We start from the raw sequence: 14,682 nt of genomic DNA, 5'->3' as shown, positions 1-14,682 counted from the left end.
TCACCCCAGTTTTCACAGAATTGAGACCTCTCACAATCACAAGTCTGGCATCGGCAGGGCTTTGCCGCTAGAGGTGCGCCCATAAAGGATATCCTATGCTGAAAACCCGGATCATTCCCTGCCTTGATGTTGCCGATGGCCGAGTGGTCAAAGGCGTAAATTTCTTGGGCCTGCGCGATGCGGGCGACCCGGTGGAATCGGCCAAGGCCTATGATGCTGCCGGAGCGGACGAGATCTGCTTTCTCGACATTCACGCGACCCATGAGAATCGCGGCACCATGTTCGATGTGGTGCAGCGCACGGCGGAACAGTGTTTCGTGCCGCTGACCGTGGGCGGCGGGGTGCGAACAAAAGACGATGTGCGCGCCTTGCTGCTGGCGGGGGCGGATAAGGTCAGCTTCAACTCGGCCGCGGTTGCCAATCCGGATGTGATTGCTGAAGCGGCAGATCAGTTCGGCAGTCAGTGCATTGTCTGCGCCATCGACGCCAAGACCGTCAGCCCCGGCAAGTGGGAAATCTTTACCCATGGTGGGCGCAAACCCACTGGCATTGATGCGGTTGCCTTTGCAAGAACCGTAGTCGCCAAGGGGGCCGGTGAAATCCTGCTGACCTCGATGGACCGCGACGGCACCAAATCCGGGTTCAACCTGCCGCTGACCCGCGCCATTTCCGACGCGGTGGATGTGCCCGTGATCGCCTCGGGCGGTGTTGGTACTTTGGACCATCTGGTCGAGGGCGTCACCAAGGGCGGTGCAAGCGCCGTGTTGGCGGCATCGATTTTCCATTTCGGCGAATACACCATCCGCGAGGCCAAGGAACATATGGCCGCCGCTGGCATCCCCATGAGGCTGACATGAGCATCTTGCACGATCTGGCCGCCACGATCGAGGCACGCAAGGGGGCTGATCCCGAAAGCAGCTGGACGGCCAAGCTGCTTGCGAAAGGCCCTGAGAAATGCGCCGAGAAATTCGGTGAGGAGGCCATAGAGGCCATCATCGAAGCCGTAAAAGGGGATCAGGTTAAGCTGACCTCGGAAGCGGCGGACGTGTTGTATCATCTTCTGGTCATGCTGGCCGCGCGGGACGTGGCGCTGGATGATGTTCTGGCCGAGCTGGACCGCCGTCAGGGCACCAGTGGTGTCGCTGAAAAAGCTGCCCGCCCCAAAGGGTAAGGTCCGGGTTCCGCACTGGCTCCTGGGCCGTTATACTCGGATGCCAGATTGTCAGGGCGAAGGCGCGATATGATCCGAATTTTGATGCTTGTGGCGACCCTTGCCATCGTCGCGGGCTGCGCCGCGCCGCCGCGCTCGACCGGGGATGAGGTGCAGCGGCTCGCCACGGAGATTCAGGGCCTTGGCCCGGATATCGACCCTGAGGAGGCCCGACGCGCAGCGGGAATTGCTTACGCCTATACTGCTCAGCTGGTCGAGGAATACCAGATCACAGACCCGCCCCTGATCCATAACATGAAGGTCAACAAGGGGCTGCGCCCGCGTGGGCTGTGCTGGCATTGGGCCGAGGATATCGAGCGGCGGCTGAAACAGGAAAACTTCCGGACACTGGAGCTGCACCGTGCCATTGCAAACGCGGACAACCCGACGCGGATCGACCACAGCACCGCAATCATCAGCAGTAAAGGCGCGACGCTGTATGACGGTGTCGTATTGGACCCGTGGCGTTATGGCGGCGTGTTGTTCTGGTCTCCGCTGGTCGAGGATACCCAGTATGACTGGGTCCCGCGCGACGTGGTGCTGGAAAAGCGGCGGAAGGAACAGGTCGCCCGTCTGAAACCTTACGTCCCCGCCAAACCCTAAAGCTTGGACGAGATGATCCCGGTCGAAAATCCGCCCATGCGCAATTCGCCAAACAGGCGCTGATATTCGATCTTTGGGCAACGGTTCATCACCACATCCACGCCACGGGCCTGGGCCTTTGCCGCCGCTTCAGGGTGTTCCACGCCAATCTGCATCCAGATCGTACCGAGCGACGGGAAAGCATCCAGCGCTTCATCCACAATGGGTGGCACGCCCTCGGACCGCCGGAAAATGTCCACCATGTCCAAAGGCTCGGAGATCTCTGACAGGCTGCCGCGAACCGTCTGACCAAACAAGTCTTTACCCGCGTGGCCCGGATTGACGGGAATCACCTTGAACCCTTTCAGAGACAAATAGCGCGCCACGTAATAGCTGGGTCGCACTGGGTTCATGGAAACGCCGACAACGGCCACCGTCTTGGTGCGTTGCAAAATGGCCTTAAGGTACTGATCGGAATAGTCTGACATGCCCTATCCTTAACAGGGTTCCAAAAAGAAAAAAGCGCCCAAGAAAGCTTGGGCGCCAGTTGTTGGAACGAGGGACAGTGAAATGACCCGCGGCAGTTCCGTTCCGCGGTCACTGTGACATTTAAGCATGGATCTGTTAAAAAAAAGAGGGGTGGCGCATTTTTGTGATGACTTTTCACAATTATCTGACGGTCGCCTATTTTCCGTAGAGAATTGCGGGCCAGTTTTCCTCGGCCATCGCAATGTACCCTGCCCGATCCTGCTGCCAGATTTCCTCGACCTCGGGCGAATGCGTCAGGTAAAGGCGCCCATCGACCACCTGCCACGCCTTGGGATCCGTGCTTTTCAGTACTCCCTTCGCCATGGCATATGAGCAATAACCACCGAACTGCGGCGCAAAGGCGCGCGGGTTGCCTTCAAAGAGCTCGCGATTTGTCTGCGATTTGAAATGCCACCGGGCGCCCTTCCACATGACCGCGTTTTCGGGTGCCCCTTTTGAAGGCGCGTCGCTGTCAAAATAGGACACGGGATCATACCCCGCCAACGCCACACCGTCAGTGGCGTAGTACACGGGGTTGTCCTGCGCAAACACGGCAGGAGCCAGCAATACAGTGCTCAGCGAGCAAAGAAGAGTACGTCGGTTCAGTATCGTCATTTGGGAATCTGCACATTCAAGACTATCAACATGCAACTTTTCGCGCTTTTCGGAACCCCTGTTGACGCGGATGTGAACGAGTGTTCGCCAGTTGAAACTTAGTCAAAGATGTCTTCGATCATGTCCCATGCTTCGTCGAACACGCGCGCAAGCATGGTCTTCTTCCTCTTTTTGCGCTTTGCTTTCCGAGGGGCAGCATGAGACGCAGCTACGCGCAGCGGTTCGGGTTTATGTACTTTCCGCGCGGGCAGCATCTTCAGATCATGCAAAGGTGCGCCACAACTGGAACAGCTCAGCTCGTGCCGTTCCTTGCCTTTCAGGATCAAGGCAGCCCGGGTGCCGCAATAGCAGCAGGTCGCGATTTTGGCAGGACCGGGAATGAAGCTCTCCTTTGCTCAGGGTCGCGATGCATATAAGGCGATTGCCGCAGCATTTGAGACGTTCAGCGAGCCAAATCCCCCGGCTGCGTCAATTTTAACCAACTGATCCACGGTTTCCTTTGTCTTCTGCCGCAAGCCCGGACCTTCCGCGCCCAGCACAAGCGCGACAGGGCGGTCACGGCCATCGCTTAGCGCACCTTCGATTGTCATGTCGGCTTCTCCGTCCAGCCCAAGGACCAGAAAGCCCATGCCCTGAAGCTCGACAATCGCGTCCGCAAGGTTGCGCACCCGCAGATAAGGCTGCCGCTCAAGCGCACCGCTGGCGGTTTTTGCCAGTGCCCCGGTCTCGGGCGCGGAATGGTGGCGTGTGCCGACCACAGCACTGGCCCCCAGAACTTCGGCCGAGCGCAGAATCGCCCCGACATTGTGCGGGTCGGTGACCCGGTCCAGCAGAATGACGCGAGGGTTTTCGCGACCGATGCAGTTATCTGCCAGACTGCCCCATTCCAACGGCTTGACCTCCAGCGCTGCGCCCTGGTGCACGGATCCAGAATCGATGGGCGCAGAAAACTTGCGCGGGTCGACCATCTCGGCCTCGATCCCCGCAAATTCAATAGCTTCCGCCAGTTTGTCACACGCATTCCGCGTCACCATCAGGTGTAATTTTTGCCGTTTCGGGTTCATCAGCGCATCGCGAACCGCGTGCAGGCCAAACAGCCAGACGGTTTCCGCAGCAGCAGCTTTGCGCGCCTGTTCCTTTTCGACGACCCATTTGGGTTTCTTCATTTTACGGGCCTCCGGGCCGGGAATTCGGTTTCCTGCGTCAAAGGGAAATTTTCCTGTTGACGCTCCTTTGGTGCGCTAGTAATCACGCCTCCACGTCAGGTGCAACGCCTGACAGTGGGCGACAGGCCGCAAGGTGTGGCAGGGGACTGTAACTCCCTCGCGGAGACGCACGCCTGGTTCGATTCCAGGGTCGCCCACCATCTTTCCAACATATTTCGAAGATGGTCAGGACGTGTAGTCCGCATTGCGTTATTGTCTGTCAGCTGTGTTATTGCTGTTGGTCTGCCGTCATTCTCAGATTCAACAGACCTGATCCGTTTTACACATCTTAAACCGGCGCTAACGCGACCGGATTGTGAACGAAAGGTGCCGCGTGGCCTTCGCCACCGCATGTCATGACGTTCAGATCAACGCGCCAGTCGATTGCGCACCTATTCCGCAGCCGGGCGCATCTGCGCTATGCGGTTGAACCAGCCTACGATGTCGTCCAAATCCGCAGGCAGCTCTTCGGCCGCACCTTCGGCGAAGGTGTTGAACTTTTCGGCGTTCAGCCCATTCACGCCGACCAGCACCGGAATATCCAGCGCCAGTGCTTCGCCGATTACGGGGCGAAAACCGCGCCCATCGGATTCATGTTTGCCGAATTTGTTGATAATCAGCAGGTCCGGTGCGTTCGCAAGCGAGGCGGTCACATACCCCACCGCCTGTTCCAGCGCTGCCGGGTCCAGACGGCAGCCGCGCGACTGGGTGCCCAGTGATTGTGAGATTCGGATGGTTTCACCATCCGGCAACACGCGGACATCCATGTCGCACTTGCTGCTGTCGGTACATTCCGTGTTCGTTTGCACGACACCGGCCAGTTTCGCGCCAGACGCCAGCAGACGTTCAGCAACAGCGCTGAGCAGGCGATCCGTCGCGCCGCGGTCGGTGGTGGTAACATAGGCCAGATGCATCTTGGACCTCTTGTAAATCGATTGTGACGTTTCAAATAGCACGCAAGGGGCTGCCCGGCCACTCCTCCAGTCAAGGCAGCGGCGACAGACCGATCACAGGTGCGTGCAGGTGAAGAAGAACCGCGTAAGCGGCCAGTGCGGTTAGCCAGATCCAAGGGCGTGGCCATGGACGCGGTAAGCGCAGTGAGAACCGCGCCGTATTTCGCGACAACCGGACCCATTCAAAGCCAATCTCACGCGATTTTCGCCTGTCGATCAGGGCCATGCCCATAACAGAAAATCCGGCAAACAGGCCGAACAGGATCACATGTGACAGGCTTCCATTGGCCAGAAGATGCGCCAAGGACCACAATAGCAGCGCAGCAAGGATCGGGTGGCGGGTGGTGCGCAGAATACCGGGGTGTTCGGGGTCAAAAGGCCTTTTGCCCATCCCACCGAAAGAAAACGGGTTCTGGATCGCAAGCCCGGCCACAGCCAGCCAGCACACCACGGGCATGATCAGTATTGGCACCCAGCGCAAGACTGCGAACGGCGGGATGACCTCGACATAGGGGGCGTTTGCAGCGGCGACAATCAGCCAGGCCAGCACGGCCAGCGACAGAAGTGAATAGGCCGCGAAATACCCCCGGCGCCCGAGCGTGCCGATCAGCCATCCCCGCACGGTGGGCCGTACAGGAATTGCATGGCTGAGTAGGAAAGCGATGAGTGCTGCAAGAAATAGTCCCCAACCGGTCATGATATTCTCCAAACGTGTTGGGGTCGGTCTAGAGTGAGAGGGCAGCGACTTCCTTGCCCGAAATCAAGTTGGGCCGCAGGGGCGGATACGCCGCCCCTGCCTGTATTACAGCCCAAGCGCCGCGCGGCGTTCTTCGGCAAAGCCCTGCACGATGCGGTCGGCAATCAGTGCCAGAATCGCCATCGCGGCCCCGGCCGAAATACCAAGCCCCACATCCGCCTGACCCAGCGCCAGATAGATCGACTGGCCCAGACCGGTGGTCCCGATCAGTGCCGCGATAACCAGCATGGCAAAGGCATAAAGGATGGTCTGGTTCAGCCCCAGCAGGATCGTGGGCGCGGCATAAGGCGCCCGCACATCGCGCATGATCTGCCACTCGGTCGCACCGCTTGAAATTGCGGCCTCCATCATCTCATCCGGTGTGTTGACCAGCCCGTGCCGCGTGTAGCGGATCATCGGGACAATCGCATAGGCACAGATGGCCAGAAAGGCCGAGAACTCGCCAATCTGGAACACCATCAGCACCGGGATCAGGAACACGAAAAGGGGGATCGTCTGCAACATGTCACAGATCGGTCGAACCACGTTCCACACAGGCTGCCATACCGCGCTGGCAAGGCCGATCAGCCCACCCGCCAAAGCGCAGGTAAACACCGCTGCACCGCTGAGATAAAGCGACAGCAGCGCCCTTTCCCACAGGCCCGAGACGAGGATGGTGCAGAGCAGCCCCACGCAGAGCGCGGCCAAGCGCCAGCCCCCGGCAACCCAGCCCAGCGCGGCAGCGCCAGTCAGGACAAAGGGCCACGGCAGGTTCGCGATACCGGTTTCCAGCATTCCAATCAGAATCAGAACGACCAGCCCGCCAGTCAGCCGTCCGCGCCACGCCATGAAAAGCGCAATCCCGGCACCGGCCGCGAACAGGCCATAGCTCATGCTCGACGTCCACTGGAAGCCCCATGTGAAGGGCAGCACCGCCTGATCCAACCCGATCCGCAGCGGCAGCAGAATATAGAACAGCGAGTTGTTCTTGAGGGCGTCCAGCCACTGGCCATTGGCCTGCGTGAATGCGGTCAGGCCGCTGTCCACGGCTTCGGCCATCGGGTCCAGCAGGGTCAGCTCCGCAGGGTTTGGCAACCACGCCCAGAAGGCCGCTGTGAAGATAATAGCAAAACCCAACATCACCCAGACAACACGGCTGTCATAGCGTTTACGCTCGGTCGCCAAAGTGCCGCTCATCCGGTCGATCACCACAGCAAAGACCACGATAACCAGACCCGCCATCAGCGACTCGCCGAACTGCGCCTTGCGCATGGTCAGCAGAACCTCCCAGCCGATATCGTTGAACCCGCCGATGACGGCGGCGATGATAACCATCGACAGAGCAGCCATCAGGCATTGGTTCACACCGACCATAATCTGAGTGGTGGCGGCAGGGATTTCGACCTGGAACAGTTGCTGGAACCGAGTGCCGCCGGACATGATGGCCGCCTCTTTGATCTCGGGCTCTACCCGTTCCAATCCTAGCATCACATTGCGCGCCATGGGCGGTGCGGCATAGATGGCCGAAGCAATCAGACCGACAACAGGACCAAACCCAAACAGCAGCAGCAGCGGTGTCAGATAGGCAAAGGTGGGCACCGTCTGCATGATGTCCAGGACAGCCTGCACAAAGGATTTCACCTTTGGCACTTCGTTGGCGAGGATGCCGATACCGCCCCCAATGACCAGCGCCACAGGGACAGACACGGCGACAAGCGCCAGCGTATTCATGCTTTCCGCCCAATAGCCCGAGGCCAAAACAAAGCTGAGGCCCAGAAAGCCAAGTGCGGCCATGGACATGCCGCCCAGATACCAGCCCAACGCGGTCACGATCCCGATCAGGATGGGCCATGGCGTATTGCCCAGCACGAAATTCGCCCAGTTCATTGGGTGGGTCATCAGGTCCGAAAACAGCCGCATTGCCGGTTTGATCAGGTTCAGAAACCAGTCCAGAAACGCGCCAACCCATTGGGTTGCAGGCAGTTCCCACGCGGTGGGCCATTTGACCAGCCACGGGGCGAAACCCTCGAGCGCAAGGCAAACTGCACCGACGATAACCGTTATCAGGGCGGCCTTCGCACCTGCCGTCAACTGCGCACTGCGCCGTGTCGGGAGGTCGGTTATGGCGGTCATGTCTCGTCCACCTGAAGAGCTGCCGCCAGATCGGACGGATGCACCGTACCGACGACATTGCCCGCCTCATCCCGCACGGGCACGGGTTCATACAGCTCCATGCAATGCGCAAGGGCTGCGTCCAGCGTCATCGAGGTGGTGAGGCCGGGATCATCCGGGCCACATTCCGCCTTGCTCCGCATGACCGAGGCGACCTTGGCGTGCTGACCTTTGGCGACATCCTTCGAGAATTCGCGCACGTAATCATCCACCGGGCGCAACACGATATCTGTGGGCGTTCCGATCTGAACAATCTTGCCGTCGCGCATGATTGCAATGCGGTCGGCCAGCTTCAGCGCCTCTTGAATGTCATGGGTGATGAAGACGATGGATTTCTTCAGCGTCGCCTGAATGCGCAGGAATTCATCCTGCAACTGGCGGCGGATCAATGGGTCGAGGGCCGAGAACGGTTCATCCAGAAACCAGATATCGGGATTTACGGCGAGGCTGCGGGCAATGCCCACACGCTGACGTTGGCCACCTGAAAGCTGGCGCGGAAAGCTGTCTTCGCGCCCTTCCAGACCGACCAGTGAGATCACCTCCTGTGCGCGCGCCAGCCGTTCCTTCTTGCCCACACCCTGCACGCGCAGCGGATAGGCCACGTTTTCGGAAACGGTCATATGCGGGAACAGGCCGAAATGCTGGAACACCATGCCCAGTTTTTTGCGGCGCAACTCGGTCAGGGCCTTCTTCGAGGCTCCGATGACATTTTCGCCGTCCACCCGAATCTCACCGCCCGTGCCGGGCAGCAGCTGCGAAATGCAGCGGATCAGCGTGGATTTGCCCGAGCCCGACAGGCCCATGATGACGAAAAGCTCGCCCTCCTGAACTTCGAAATTGGCATCCTGAACGGCAGGGATCAGCCCCTGTTCCCGAAGGGCGGCGGCAGCCTTGTCTGCGTCATTCCCTGACCGAGACAGCGCGTCGGTCAGGGCTTTGTCAGCGCCGGGGCCAAACACCTGCCAGAGATTCCGGCAGGCGATGGCTGGCATAGTCGTGTCCGTCACTTACGCGGGCTCACTGGGTTGCCGCGTCAACAACCGGACGCCATTTGCCTTCGTTTTCAGCCATCCATGCGGCGACAACTTCTTCGACCTTTCCGCCGTCAACGTCGATCGCGCCCATCATCGGCTGCTGGTCTTCAACCGCCAGCTGATAGTTGGTCAGGATTTCAAAGGCTGCCGGCCATTTCTCTTCCATACCGCTCCAGCCGGCTTTGAAGATGCGCGAGGGAGAGAAGTCGCAGTCATTGACAGCGTTCGGGTTCGGGCCCCAGGCCGGATCACTGAAGCACGCCTCTTCACCAGCGGGCAGTTCAACGAACTGAACGTCATAGGCCGACATCGCCCAATGCGGCTGCCAGAAGGTGATCAGCAGTGGCGATTTGCGTTCGGTCGAAGCGCGCAATTCCGCGATCAGCGCCCCTTCGGACCCTGCAGGTACGGCTTTGAAAGGCAATTCCAGACCGGTCATGCGATCCGCGCCCGGAGTACCCCAATCGGCCGGGTAGTCGACCAGACGACCACCGGGCAGAGTTTCCGCCGTCGCAAAGACCTGTGCACAATCTTTCAGCGCTTCCCATGCGGGCAGGCCCGGGCACAGATCGGCCACATGCGCCGGGTATGCGATGCCTTCCTTGGCATCCAGACCCAGATCACCGATTTCGACCACAGTGCCTTCACCGATTTTCTTGGCGTATTCATCGGAAACGTTGGAAGACCAGATTTCCAGTGTCGCGTCGATGTCGCCATCGGCCAGCGCCTGGAACTGGTTCATCATGCCAGCGGTCACATATTCGACGTTGTACCCGGCTGCCTTGAGCATCTCACCCGCCACATGCGTGGTGACGTGCTGGCCGGTCCATTCGTTGATCGCCAGTTTGATCGGTTCATCCACGGCGCCCATATCCGCCGCCTGCGCCGCGCCTGCAACGCTCAGAGCCATTACGCTTACACTTAGTTTTTTCATGGACTTAACTCCCTGTGATATTTGTTTTGCCCATCCCGGCAAGGATTTTCCCGCCGGTCTTTCTGTCTGATGACAATGCCATGCCGCAGCATGCACAAATTTGGCTGGAAAAGAACAGTGATCCGTTTCCAAATTGTGGAAAAGATCTTTCTGCCAGATTGTTCCCCCCTCCCGGCTCTCTTTATGCATCCAACCCGGCTAGCCCTTGTTTCATTTCGCTAAGACGGGACATTGACTGACGAGTCAATCAGAAAACATTTTGCCACCTTTTGTCGAGAACTTCTTTCAAAAATCTGCATTTTTCTGCGAATTCGATTATTCCGGGGACTGCCTCAAATCTGGAAACGGTCATATTTTTCATTGCCAAACAAGAACAAAAGACAAACATTCATTGTCGGGCAACATCAAGGTTAGACAGATGCGAACGTTTGACGAAATCTTTGAAATCGCAGCCGCGCGCCACGGCGGGCCAGAAGCACTGGACGCAAAACTGAGCAAACCGAAAACCCCTGAGGAACTGGCAGCGATGCCCGAGGACCGCTGGCTGTCGATCATCACGAAATGCATCTTTCAGGCCGGTTTCAATTGGAAAGTCATCGAAAACAAATGGGACGGGTTCGAAACAGCCTTTGACAGGTTCGACGTGGGGCGATGCGCGTTCATGGATGATGAGAAGTTTGACACCCTGTTGCAGGATACGCGCATCGTCAGGAATGGAACCAAGATCGCGGCTGTACGGGATAACGCTGCGTTCCTGCTTGAGCTGCGCGAGGAAGGCGGCGTGGGTAAAGTGCTGGGCGGCTGGCCATCTGATGACTACGTCAATCTTCTGGCCATGTTGGCCAAACGCGGGGCCCGACTGGGCGGCGCTTCGGCACAGTACGCGATGCGGTTTGCCGGGCGGGACAGCTTCATTCTGTCCCAGGATGTCACCGCCCGCCTGATTGCCGAAGGTGTGATTGACAAGCCTGCCACCTCGAAGAAAGCGTTGGGGGCGGTTCAGAACGCCTTTAATACATGGATGGGCCAGTCCGGGCGATCACTTACGGAAATCAGCCGGGTACTGGCCATGAGTCTGTGAAAACGGTTTGCGGAATACCCGCAGCGGAATAAGATTCAACTTATGGTTCTGCGTGTATTCTTTGCTTCTCTTTTGTTGCTGGCCGCCTGCGGTCGTGAGTTGACCGAGCAGGAGCGCGATTTTGCGGAAACCATTCAGGGGGAAACCCTGGATCTGGATCATATCCGTCTGGTCGAAGGTGCCCCGGTGGCAAACGTGACGTATTTCCGCGAAGAACGCCCGCGACTGGCCTGCCGCGAACGCATTCTGCCCCCGGTGGACCCCGGGCCGGTGACGGGCAAACCTGTTGCCGTGGCCCTCTTCAACAAAGTCTACTTTGCCCGCGACTGGTATCTGGAGGACTATATGTCCGACTTTCCGGATCAGATGAACCTGCTGGCCGCGATGCTTTTGGCCCATGAGTTGACGCATGTCTGGCAATGGCAGAATCGCCGGACCACGGGTTACCACCCCCTGCGCGCTGCGGCGGAACATGGGGGCCGAAGGGATCCGTATCTGTTCGACCTCGAAACCTCTCCGGATTTTCTGACCTACGGGTTCGAACAGCAGGGCGCGATCGTCGAGGAGTACGTGTGCTGTCGCGCGCTGGCCCCTCAGGCCAAGCGCACCAAAAGACTTCATGACATGCTGGGTGCCCAATTTGATCTGTCACCCTTGCCGGAACAGGGGCGCGAGCGCCCGGTCCTGATCCCGTGGAGCGAAGCCAGGATCGAAGGGATTTGCAGTTAGTTCCGGGCGCGCTGCAGGGTTTCCAGATATGCCACCAGATCAACGATCGGCTGGCTGGTCAGGATCGGCTGACCTTCCGGTGTTTTCATGGATGTGTCCTGCCCGTCGAAATAAGGGCCATAGACCGGCATCGGGCTGCCATGGCTGACCAGCGGGTCCCTGCCGTCGATGCGGGCAACAACGCGGGCGGTCGGGAACACCCCGCTTTCGCTGGACAATGCGGTCAGATCGGACGGCTGAACAACCAGCACGCTGGCCATCGGCCCTTGCCCGGTTGCGTCAATCCCGTGACAGGTCGCGCAGTAATGCAAATAGAGTTCCTCTCCGGTCGCGGCATCCTGCGCCCAAGCAGCCTGTGCGGCAGCAGCCGAAACCCCGAGAACCAGCATACCGATCGTTGCCTTGAACATCGTATCCTCCTGTCACAATTGACATTTGCAGGGTTGCCCGACAGGCATATGGGCGCAATGATCCAGATCAACGAAACAGGTGCAGAGGGTTCGGGCAATGACACAATACGCAGCCATCATGCTGGCCGCCGGATTTGGAATTCCGATACTGGCCGCTCTTAACGCGGCCCTTGGCAAGGTCATCGGATCACCGACAACGGCAGCTGTGGTGCTGTTTGCAATTGCCCTGGCCGCCTCGGTTCTGACCATGCTGTTGTTTCCCGGTTTTGCAGCCTTGTCCAAGGTTGCGCAGGCCCCGAAACACCTGTTGTTCGCTGGCATCCTGATTGCATTCTATGTGTTGTCGATCACCCATGTCGCCCCGCATTTCGGTGTGGGAAACGCCGTGTTCTTTGTCCTGTTGGGGCAATTGATCAGTGCCGCGGCAATCGATCACTTCGGCCTGTTCGGCGCACAGGTGGCACCCCTCACCCTGATGCGGGCAGGTGGTATCGCGGTCATGGCCATCGGTGTTGCGATCACTCAACTGGCCTGAGCACGCCGCCCTCAAGCCTGACCATGCGATCCATGCGCGCCGCCAGTTCGAGGTTGTGGGTCGCGATCAACGCCGACAATCCCTCGTCCCGCACCAGCGTCATCAGCGCATCGAACACCTGATCCGAAGTTTCAGGGTCCAGATTGCCTGTCGGTTCGTCTGCCAGCAAAACACGTGGCGCGTTGGCAAGCGCCCGGCAAAAAGCCACGCGTTGTTGTTCACCGCCCGAAAGCGCCGCAGGGCGGTGGCTGGCGCGCGGGGCGACGCCCACACGGTCCAGCAAGTCCAATGCCCGTGCCTGAGCAGCTTTTTCGGACGCGCCATTGGCCAGTTGCGGCAATGTAATGTTTTCCAGCGCCGTAAACTCGGGCAGCAGGTGATGGAACTGATATACGAACCCGATATCCTGCCGACGCAACGCCGTTCTGGTTCGGTCGCCCTTGCCGTTCACATTCTGCCCCCCGATTTCGACGGTTCCGTCGTCAGGCCGATCCAGCAGACCGGCAATGTGCAAAAGCGTTGATTTGCCCGCCCCTGACGGCGCAACCATGGCCACGGCCTCACCCGCGCGCAGCTCGAGATCGACCCCGCGCAGAACCTGCACCTCGCCCGGTGTGCCTTTGAGGTAGGTCTTGGTCAGACCGTTCAGTCGCAAGGTGACATCATTCATAGCGCAGCGCCTCGACCGGGTTCAGCCGCGCCGCGCGGCGGGCGGGGAAATAGGTGACGATGAAAGACAGGCCAAGCGACAGGCCCGTCGCCTTGAGCACATCGCTCAGATGCAGTTCGGCCGGCAGGGCGTAGATGCCACGGATCGACGGATCCCACACGCCACCGCCCATCACGTAGTTTACGAATGAGAAAATCGGATCAATGTAGATCGCAAAGAGGCATCCCAGGATGACCCCCATTGCCGTTCCGATCAGGCCGGTGAACGCACCGCAGATGAAAAAGACGCGCAGAACCGATCCTTCGCTCAGGCCGATCGTGCGCAGGATACCGATATCGCGCCCCTTGTTCTTGACCAGCATGATCAGGCCCGAAACGATGTTCATCGCAGCAATCAGAACGAGGATCGACAGGATGATGAACATCACATTATCCTCAACCTCGAGCGCGCGTAGAAAGCCGCCGGATGCGTCCTGCCACGTCCAAATCTGGCTGCGCTCGCCCGACGCCTCAAGAATGGGAACCAGGATCGGGCCAAGATCTTCGGGCTTGTCCACCATCACTTCTATCTCATCCGCCACACCTTCACGGTTGAAAAAGCCCTGCGCCTGCGAAAACGGCATGTAGACGCGGGTGCGGTCGATGTCATAGCGACCGGCCGAAAACACATAGACAACGCGATAGGCATTCACGCGCGGCGACGTGCCAAAGGCGGTTTTGACCCCGTTGGGCGAGGTCAGTTTGACCACATCCCCGACAGTGGCCCCGATGCTGCGGGCCACACCCGATCCAATGGCGATGACATCCTCACCCGTCTGGAAGTCCGACAGGTCCCCCGCCGCCTGTTCCGCCTGCGCGATACCCGGCAGGTCGAGCAGATCGTCGGGTCGGATGCCAAACACCTCGACCCCGCTGCTGCTGTCGCGATTGGTGATCAGCACCTGTCCCTTCACCAGCGGTGCGGCACGCTCAACTCCGGGCACCTGCGCTATGCGTTCGGTGCGTTCCTTGTAGTCGGCAATCGTCCGATCCACCCGGCCCTGCGCGTCAAATTCGCCCGAGGAATAGACCGTCACATGCGCATTGGCGCCCAGGATGGTGCCGACGAATTCAGAGCGAAAACCTGAACGGACAGCCAGCGTTGCAATCAGCGCAAACACGGCAAGCGTGATCCCGATCAAAGAGATCCATGTCATCACGCTGACACCGCCTTCGGCCCTGCGCGCGCGCAGATATCGCCAGGCGATTTTCCATTCAAAAGGGGCAAAGGGCGGGGGTGTCTTGGCCAT

At 59.2% G+C, this 14,682-nt stretch carries 18 protein-coding genes and 1 tRNA gene; 7 read left to right on the top strand and 12 right to left on the bottom strand.

All coding sequences use genetic code 11. From position 1 onward, the window contains the following. The first annotated feature begins 95 nt into the window (after positions 1–95). From hisF to AC2FLO_RS08420, 3 genes are all read left to right on the top strand, one after another. Positions 96–857 (top strand): imidazole glycerol phosphate synthase subunit HisF, encoded by a 762-nt coding sequence (hisF, locus tag AC2FLO_RS08430; RefSeq protein WP_496752713.1) that lies wholly within the window; start codon positions 96–98, stop codon positions 855–857. Beyond that, entirely contained in the window at positions 854–1,171 is a 318-nt protein-coding gene (locus tag AC2FLO_RS08425; RefSeq protein WP_496752715.1) for a phosphoribosyl-ATP diphosphatase, read from the top strand. Before hisF ends, AC2FLO_RS08425 begins: the two co-directional genes overlap by 4 nt. A gap of 69 nt (positions 1,172–1,240) precedes the next feature. Further along, the gene (locus tag AC2FLO_RS08420) at positions 1,241–1,813 is read left to right on the top strand and encodes a hypothetical protein (protein ID WP_496752716.1); all 573 of its coding nucleotides are present in this window, start codon (positions 1,241–1,243) and stop codon (positions 1,811–1,813) included. On the opposite strand, the gene AC2FLO_RS08415 is transcribed toward AC2FLO_RS08420, so the two are convergent. From AC2FLO_RS08415 to rlmB, 4 genes are all read right to left on the bottom strand, one after another. Next, on the bottom strand, positions 1,810–2,280 hold the full coding sequence (locus AC2FLO_RS08415) for a CoA-binding protein (RefSeq protein WP_496752718.1): 471 nt from the start codon (positions 2,278–2,280) through the stop codon (positions 1,810–1,812). The genes AC2FLO_RS08420 and AC2FLO_RS08415 overlap by 4 nt on opposite strands. A 196-nt stretch (positions 2,281–2,476) precedes the next feature. Further along, positions 2,477–2,935: a YHS domain-containing (seleno)protein gene (locus AC2FLO_RS08410; protein ID WP_496752720.1), complete on the bottom strand. Its 459-nt coding sequence runs from the start codon at positions 2,933–2,935 to the stop codon at positions 2,477–2,479. 98 nt (positions 2,936–3,033) lie between these two features. Next, complete coding sequence (locus tag AC2FLO_RS08405; RefSeq protein ID WP_496752793.1) at positions 3,034–3,315, bottom strand: hypothetical protein; 282 nt, start codon at positions 3,313–3,315, stop codon at positions 3,034–3,036. A gap of 15 nt (positions 3,316–3,330) precedes the next feature. Next, positions 3,331–4,101, bottom strand: a complete 771-nt coding sequence (gene rlmB, locus AC2FLO_RS08400) for a 23S rRNA (guanosine(2251)-2'-O)-methyltransferase RlmB (RefSeq protein WP_496752722.1) — start codon at positions 4,099–4,101, stop codon at positions 3,331–3,333. Between the two features lie 116 nt (positions 4,102–4,217). Here rlmB and AC2FLO_RS08395 point away from each other — a divergent pair. Next, a tRNA-Tyr gene (locus tag AC2FLO_RS08395) sits at positions 4,218–4,301 on the top strand. A gap of 231 nt (positions 4,302–4,532) precedes the next feature. Here the strand turns inward: AC2FLO_RS08395 and AC2FLO_RS08390 are convergent. From AC2FLO_RS08390 to AC2FLO_RS08370, 5 genes are all read right to left on the bottom strand, one after another. Then, entirely contained in the window at positions 4,533–5,054 is a 522-nt protein-coding gene (locus tag AC2FLO_RS08390; protein WP_480582967.1) for a DUF2478 domain-containing protein, read from the bottom strand. Between the two features lie 70 nt (positions 5,055–5,124). After that, positions 5,125–5,790, bottom strand: a complete 666-nt coding sequence (locus tag AC2FLO_RS08385) for an NnrU family protein (RefSeq protein ID WP_496752724.1) — start codon at positions 5,788–5,790, stop codon at positions 5,125–5,127. 105 nt (positions 5,791–5,895) lie between these two features. Continuing rightward, positions 5,896–7,962, bottom strand: a complete 2,067-nt coding sequence (locus tag AC2FLO_RS08380; RefSeq protein WP_496752725.1) for an ABC transporter permease — start codon at positions 7,960–7,962, stop codon at positions 5,896–5,898. After that, a complete protein-coding gene (locus AC2FLO_RS08375) occupies positions 7,959–9,008 on the bottom strand; it encodes a quaternary amine ABC transporter ATP-binding protein (RefSeq protein WP_480481922.1) in 1,050 nt (349 codons plus the stop codon). The genes AC2FLO_RS08380 and AC2FLO_RS08375 overlap by 4 nt, the downstream gene beginning before the upstream one ends. Positions 9,009–9,018: 10 nt before the next feature. After that, entirely contained in the window at positions 9,019–9,969 is a 951-nt protein-coding gene (locus AC2FLO_RS08370) for an ABC transporter substrate-binding protein (protein WP_496752726.1), read from the bottom strand. A 418-nt stretch (positions 9,970–10,387) separates the two neighbouring features. Here AC2FLO_RS08370 and AC2FLO_RS08365 point away from each other — a divergent pair, with 418 nt between their 5' ends. Both AC2FLO_RS08365 and AC2FLO_RS08360 read left to right on the top strand, forming a co-directional pair. Further along, on the top strand, positions 10,388–11,050 hold the full coding sequence (locus tag AC2FLO_RS08365; RefSeq protein WP_496752727.1) for a DNA-3-methyladenine glycosylase I: 663 nt from the start codon (positions 10,388–10,390) through the stop codon (positions 11,048–11,050). A gap of 42 nt (positions 11,051–11,092) precedes the next feature. Beyond that, complete coding sequence (locus tag AC2FLO_RS08360) at positions 11,093–11,779, top strand: hypothetical protein (protein WP_496752728.1); 687 nt, start codon at positions 11,093–11,095, stop codon at positions 11,777–11,779. Here the strand turns inward: AC2FLO_RS08360 and AC2FLO_RS08355 are convergent. Continuing rightward, positions 11,776–12,189, bottom strand: a complete 414-nt coding sequence (locus AC2FLO_RS08355; RefSeq protein WP_267366018.1) for a c-type cytochrome — start codon at positions 12,187–12,189, stop codon at positions 11,776–11,778. The genes AC2FLO_RS08360 and AC2FLO_RS08355 overlap by 4 nt on opposite strands. 97 nt (positions 12,190–12,286) lie before the next feature. Between AC2FLO_RS08355 and AC2FLO_RS08350 the strand changes: the two genes are divergently transcribed. After that, positions 12,287–12,724: a DMT family transporter gene (locus tag AC2FLO_RS08350; protein WP_267366019.1), complete on the top strand. Its 438-nt coding sequence runs from the start codon at positions 12,287–12,289 to the stop codon at positions 12,722–12,724. Here the strand turns inward: AC2FLO_RS08350 and AC2FLO_RS08345 are convergent. Together AC2FLO_RS08345 and AC2FLO_RS08340 are read right to left on the bottom strand one after the other, a co-directional pair. Beyond that, entirely contained in the window at positions 12,708–13,394 is a 687-nt protein-coding gene (locus AC2FLO_RS08345; RefSeq protein ID WP_480899100.1) for an ABC transporter ATP-binding protein, read from the bottom strand. The genes AC2FLO_RS08350 and AC2FLO_RS08345 overlap by 17 nt on opposite strands. Next, a complete protein-coding gene (locus AC2FLO_RS08340) occupies positions 13,387–14,682 on the bottom strand; it encodes a lipoprotein-releasing ABC transporter permease subunit (RefSeq protein WP_496752729.1) in 1,296 nt (431 codons plus the stop codon). The genes AC2FLO_RS08345 and AC2FLO_RS08340 overlap by 8 nt, the downstream gene beginning before the upstream one ends.

It is taken from the genome of Ruegeria sp. TASC047, from assembly GCF_059612445.1.
Note: the sequence above shows the minus strand (reverse complement) of the source record. Positions and strands in the feature narration are given on the sequence as shown.